Here is a 5,766-nt window from a genome sequence, read left to right on the forward strand (position 1 = left end):
CAGCAGGCGCGCCAGCGCGAACGCGACCACCGCGAGCAGGGTCAGCGCCAACAGCGTGGCCGGCGCATGGTCGAGTGCGAAGTTGAGGATCATGCGCCGAGCTTACAGCGCAGGACGGCCGCGGTGCCGGCAGCGGAGCCCGATGGGTCCGCTTGAGGCGCTGCGCCCGCTCGCGCGCTTCATGCGGTGTCTGCCGCCGCAATCGCTTCCGGCGCGCGCCCCATCAGGCGGCTTCCCAGCAGCGCGAATGCCACCGTCGATACCAGCGTGATGAACATCAGGTGCAGGTAGTGCAGCGGTGTCCAGACGAAGGTGAACACCGCATACAGGGCAACGCCGAACAGCAACGCCCAGCGAACGGCGCGTGCGTTCACCCCATCGAAGAAGATCGCGACGATGAAGGCAGCCAGCACCGGCATCGAATAAAGGCCGTTGAGCTGCTGCAGGGTGGCGATGATGCTCCTGGAATGCGTATACACGGGCACGATGGCGAGCGAGACGACGGTGAACGCGATCGTCGCAGTTCGGCCGAGGCGGCGCGCGTCGCCCTTCGGGTTCACCAGCGCCAGGTGCACGTCCACCGTGTACAGCGCCGCTGCGGAATTGAGCGCGGCGCTGTAGCTCGACAGCACCGCGCCGGTGATCGCGGCGGCGAATGCACCGGACATCCATGACGGCAGCACGTGGCTCACCAGCTGGCCGTACGCGTTGTCGTCGACATCGCCGTAGAGCTTGAACGCGATCAGGCCTGGCAGCACCACGATCGCCGGCGTCAGCAGCTTGAAGAACGCGGCGGCGTAGATGCCCTTCTGTGCTTCGCGCACCGTCGGCGCGGCGAGCGCGCGCTGCGCGATCACCATGTTGGTGCCCCAGTAGAAGAGGTGTGCGAACAGCATGCCGGTGAGCAGCGTGGGCCACGGGATGTCGGAATCGGACGCGCCGAACAGCGTCAGGCGGTTGGCCGGCAGGCCCGACAGGTCCCAATGGATCGCGTTCATCGCGAACACGGTCACCATCACGCCCATCACCAGCAACACGACGCCCATGTAGGTGTCGGACACCGCGATCGCGCGCAGGCCACCGATCGCCGCGTACGCCAGTCCGCCGATGGCGAACAGCACCGCCAGCGTGGCGATGGAAAGGTCGGGATGGAACATCGACTGCATGAACCTGGCGCCGGTGTACAGCACCATCGGCAGCAGGATCGCGGTGTACCCCAGCAGGAACAGCACCGACACCGCGCGGCGCAGGCCCGGGTCGCCAAGGCGCCGTTCCAGCAGTTCGGTCGTCGTCGTGCATTTGTAGCGGTAGTACAGCGGCACCAGCACCTGCGCGAGCACGATCAGGCCCGCCGCCGCGCCGAATTCCCACCACGCCACCAGGAGGGTCTGTGCGCCGTTCATGCCGACGATCTGCTCGGCCGAGATGTTGGTCAGCAGCAGCGAGCCCGCGATGAACGGCCAGCTGAGCGAGCCACCGGCCAGGAAGTAATCGCGACCGTGGTCGCTGGCGTGGCGCTCGCGGCGGCAGCGCCACCACGTCGCGAGCGCGACGGCCGCGGTGAGCGCGATGAACACGGCAACCTGCACGGCACTGGAGGACATCGGGAACCCCATCGGCACGTCGGAAACAAAAAGCCCCTGCCGTCGGAGAGAACCGGCAGGGGCCAGGGGTGACGCGGTTACGCGATCAGAACTTGTAGCTGACGCCAAGCAGGTAGGTGCGGCCCCACTCGATGTTCTCGAGCGGGCGATCCTTGGTGCCCGCGTAGGTGCGGTAGGCCTCGTTGGTGAGGTTGTTGGCCTGCAGCAGCAGGCTCAGGCCCTTGAGGCTGGTGTCGTCGCCGAAGGTGTAGCTGACCTGCGCATCGGTGATGTTCTCGCCGACGACATAGCGCAGCGTGCGGTTGCCGTTGAAGTTGCCGATCTCGCCGATGAAGTCCGAACGACGACGGTTATTGATGCGCGCTTCGAAGCCGTTGTTCTCGTAGTAGGCGGTGAAGTTGTAGACGCGCTTGGACAGGCCGGGCAGGGCGATCGGCGCGCTGCCGACGCTGCTCTGCTGGTCCGGATCCGGCGGGATCGAGATGTTGCTGTCGGTGAAGCTCGCGCTCGCGACGACGCCGAAGCCCCGCAGAGCCGGCGCGAACATGTCGAGCGGCAGGGAAGCAGTCAGTTCGAGACCCTGGAGCTTGCCGCCCTTGCCGTTCACCGGGCGCGTGTAAGAGCCATGGGTAAGCACCGCTGGGCAAGGGTTCCCGTTGCAGGAGGCAGGCGGTACATACCCCGCGACCTCGGTCGTGTAGTCGTGGTTGAAGTCCGTCTGCGTGACGATGTAGCTCGTCAGGTCCTTATAGAAGTACGCCGCGGCGACGTAAGCCTTGGAGCCGAAGTACTTCTCGTACGAGACGTCGAATGCGTTCGCACGCCACGGATCGAGCAGCGCATTGCCCGTGCTACCGCCCGGCTTGCCCGTGTTCGTGTCGACGCCGAAGTCGAGCGAGGCGCGCATCTGGTCCACCCGCGGTCGGGCGACCTGCTTTGCGAGCGCGACGCGCACCGTCTGGTCATACGGAAGCGAGAACGCCAAGTTCGTGCTTGGCAGCACGTCACTGTACTTCTTGCCCGTCGTGTACGGCGTGACCACACCCGGCGGCAGGTACGCGAGGCCGCTGGAGGACTGATCCGTATGCTGGACCTGTACGCCCACGTTTCCGCGCACCGGGACACTTCCCAATTGCGTGTCGATGTTCGCCTTTGCGTAGGTGGTGGTGATCTTTTCGTTCACCGTCCACGCCTTCGCGACCAGGTAACCGGCTGCCGTCTCGCTCGGGTTGAACGTCATGAAGCGGCTGACCACGCCGGGGACGTTCCAAGACGGAATGTAACCAACGCCCGCAAAGCCGAGATCAACGAGGCCGTACTGGAGGTCCGCGGGAATCGTCGTCGCGCCCTGCGGGCCGAGGTTGATGTTGGCCTCGGGCTGGTGCTTCTCCTTCTTGCGGTCGGCGTAGTTGATGCCGACGTCGAAGTCCTTGATCCACCGCAGCGCCTGCGGCGCGGCGAAGTTCGCGTCGAGTCGGTAGCTCTTGAGTTCGTCGACGACCCGCGGCGCCTTGCCGTAACCCGAGCCGTAGATCGTGTTGGTCACGAACAGCTTGGCCGGATCGCTGTAGTCGCGGGTCGGGTTGATCTGAGAGAACTGGTCGGCGCGGATCTGCAGGCCGAGCGTGTCCAGCGCCGGGCTCGCCAGCTGGGTGTTGTTCTCCAGGTTCAACTCGTTGCGCTTGGCGCGCGACCAGCTGGCGTCGGCGGAGAGCTTGACCGCGCCTACGTTGAACTGGTTGTTCCAGCCGAACGCGTCGATCTTGTCCTTGCGGTCGTTGTACATGGCACGAACGAGCGGGTAGACGTTTGCCACGGTGCCGCCGGTGAAGGTGCCGTTGCCGTTGACCTGCGCATTGGTGATCGCGAGCGGTACGTACGGATTGGTTCCGTTATAGCCGCTCAGATTCACCTCGAACTGGTTCGCCGTGTCTTCCTGATGGGCTTCGGAATGCAGCACGTCGAGCGTGCTGCGCCATGCGTCGTTCGGGCGGAACTCGAGTGTGCCCATGATGGCATCGCGCTTCTGGTAGCCGGTGCGGCGCAGCGCCTTGATACCGTCCGAGTAGAACGTGCCGGCCGGCACCCCCGGGCGCCAATTGGCGCCGAGCTGCTGCCACGGCTCGTACAGGCCAACCTGGTTCTCCTGGATCGGCGTGTCCGAGTGCGAATAGCCGAGGACGACTCCCCATGTACGGTTTGCGAACTGGTCGATGTAGCTGGCATTGAAACGGTTGCCGAACGCGTCTTGGTTCGACGCCGCACCCAGCGAGTTGTGCTGGCCGCGCGCGCTCACGGCGATCACGCGGTCCTGGAAGTTGAGCGGGCGCACCGTCTGCATGTCGATCGTGCCCGACAGGCCCTGGCCGATCAGGCCGGCATCCGGCGTCTTGTACACGGTCACGCCGCTGAGCAGCTCGGACGGGTACTGGTCGAACTCGACGCTGCGGTTGTCGCCGGTGCTGACCATTTCGCGGCCGTTGAGCAGCGTGGTCGAGAAGTCGGGCGAAAGGCCACGCACGCTGATGACCTGCGCACGGCCCGCCACGCGCTGCGCCGCGAGGCCCGGCAGGCGCGCGATGGATTCGGCGATGCTGACGTCCGGCAGCTTGCCGATGTCTTCCGCGGATACGGCCTCGACGATCGAGGTCGAATTCTTCTTCGTGTCGATGGAGCGCTCGATGCCGCGGCGGATGCCCTTCACGTGCACGCTGTCGAGTTGCTTCGCGTCGGACTTGGTGTCCCGCGCGGTGGACGTCGCCGTCTGCGCCTGCGCGGCGGATGCGGCCATCAGCGCCGCCGAAGCGAGCGCGACGCTGAGCAGGTTGCGTTTCAGATTCATCCCCAAGTACTCCCCAACTGTGGTTTGCGATGGAGCCCGCGGTCGTTCGCCGCGTGGCCCGGGCCGCTCCGGCGGCCTTTCCACCGAGCTGCGGCGATGGTAGAGGCCGGCCTCCCTGCACAAATTGGCCTGCAAACGTATTCATGCGTTTGCAACGTGGTTTTTGCGGGCCATGGCGGCCGCGTGGTCACGATCCGCAGGTTCATCGACGCGAGAACGCGTGCGTTCTCGCCTCTGCGGGCACAGAGCGGTGCGAACTGAACGCGGAAGGTCATGAACGCGCCACGCCAGACGAGTTTTTGCAAGTCGATGGCGGGCGTCTTCCGGGCATGCAGGCTTCCGGTCTCGGCCGCCAGTTCGATACGCGCTATCGCCTCGAGTTCGGCCGTTGCGTGTCAGAGGTGCGCGCGCCGCGCTACCGGACGCCGCGGCGTGTCCGCCGGCGACGCCGACCGCACCACCCCGGAAACTGTGGCGCCGCGCGGATACGCCCAGCGCAGGAATGCCGGCAGCATGCGCGCCCAACTCGATTGCCGATGGATGCCGCCTGGCAGTTCATACACGACGACATCGCCGCCGCGGTGCCGGGCCGGTGCATCCGGTTCAATGCGATAGCCAAGTTGCCGCAGACCCGGCATCGACAGCGAGCCGTCGACGAGCTCGCGCACGTCGTCAAGTGCGTCGTTGATGCCGTCGCCGTCACGGTCGCTCGTTTCTTCGTCGGTTCCAACGGCGAGGAACAGGTGCAGCCCACGCGGTGCGCCGCGCGCCAGCATCGACTGTGCGATGCGCGTGCGTTGAACCGACGCGTCGTCGGTCGGCTCCGTCGAGAGCCACAGCGACGGCGAGAACGCTCCCACGCGCCCGAACACGTCCGGGTACTGCCACCCGACGTTGAACGCATTCGCCGCGCCCAGCGACCAGCCCAGCAGCGCGCGTGACGTCGCGCCGCGCCGAACCGGGTACCGGGCTTCCACCCACGGCACCAGCACGTGCGCGAGCCATTCCGAATACGCCTGCGCGCGGGAGCCGACGACGCCGTACCGGGTCGGCGCGACGATCGCACGCCGCGCCGCGCGGTCGGAAAACCCATACGCGCCCATGCGATCGGGCGGCATGTCGATCGCTACGACGACGGGTGCGGCAATGCTGCCTGTGCGCGCAAGCGAAGCCAGCGTGTCCGCGAGGCCGACGGCGTCGGCGTCCTGGCCGTCGTTCACGTAGAGGGTCGCGCGATCGCGCAGCGCGCCCGGCGTGGCGAACACGCGCACGTGCAAGGGCGTTGCGGAGACACCGGGCGCGGGGATGTTCCAGTCGTCG

At 66.5% G+C, this 5,766-nt stretch carries 3 protein-coding genes; all 3 read right to left on the minus strand.

Features of this window, described 5'->3' with window-relative positions:
- Positions 1-179: 179 nt before the first annotated feature.
- A complete protein-coding gene (locus FW784_RS11975; RefSeq protein WP_149353573.1) occupies positions 180-1,604 on the minus strand; it encodes a solute:sodium symporter family transporter in 1,425 nt (474 codons plus the stop codon).
- Positions 1,605-1,689: 85 nt separating this feature from the next.
- Positions 1,690-4,446 carry a TonB-dependent receptor gene (locus tag FW784_RS11980; protein WP_149353574.1) on the minus strand — a complete coding sequence of 919 codons (2,757 nt, stop codon included), beginning with the start codon at positions 4,444-4,446 and terminating at the stop codon, positions 1,690-1,692.
- A 395-nt stretch (positions 4,447-4,841) separates the two neighbouring features.
- The coding region (locus FW784_RS11985; RefSeq protein ID WP_149353575.1) for an alpha/beta hydrolase at positions 4,842-5,766 on the minus strand (925 nt) is incomplete at its 5' end.

The sequence above is a fragment of the Cognatilysobacter lacus genome (genome assembly GCF_008274655.1).
GTDB classification, from domain to species: Bacteria; Pseudomonadota; Gammaproteobacteria; order Xanthomonadales; family Xanthomonadaceae; genus Cognatilysobacter; species Cognatilysobacter lacus.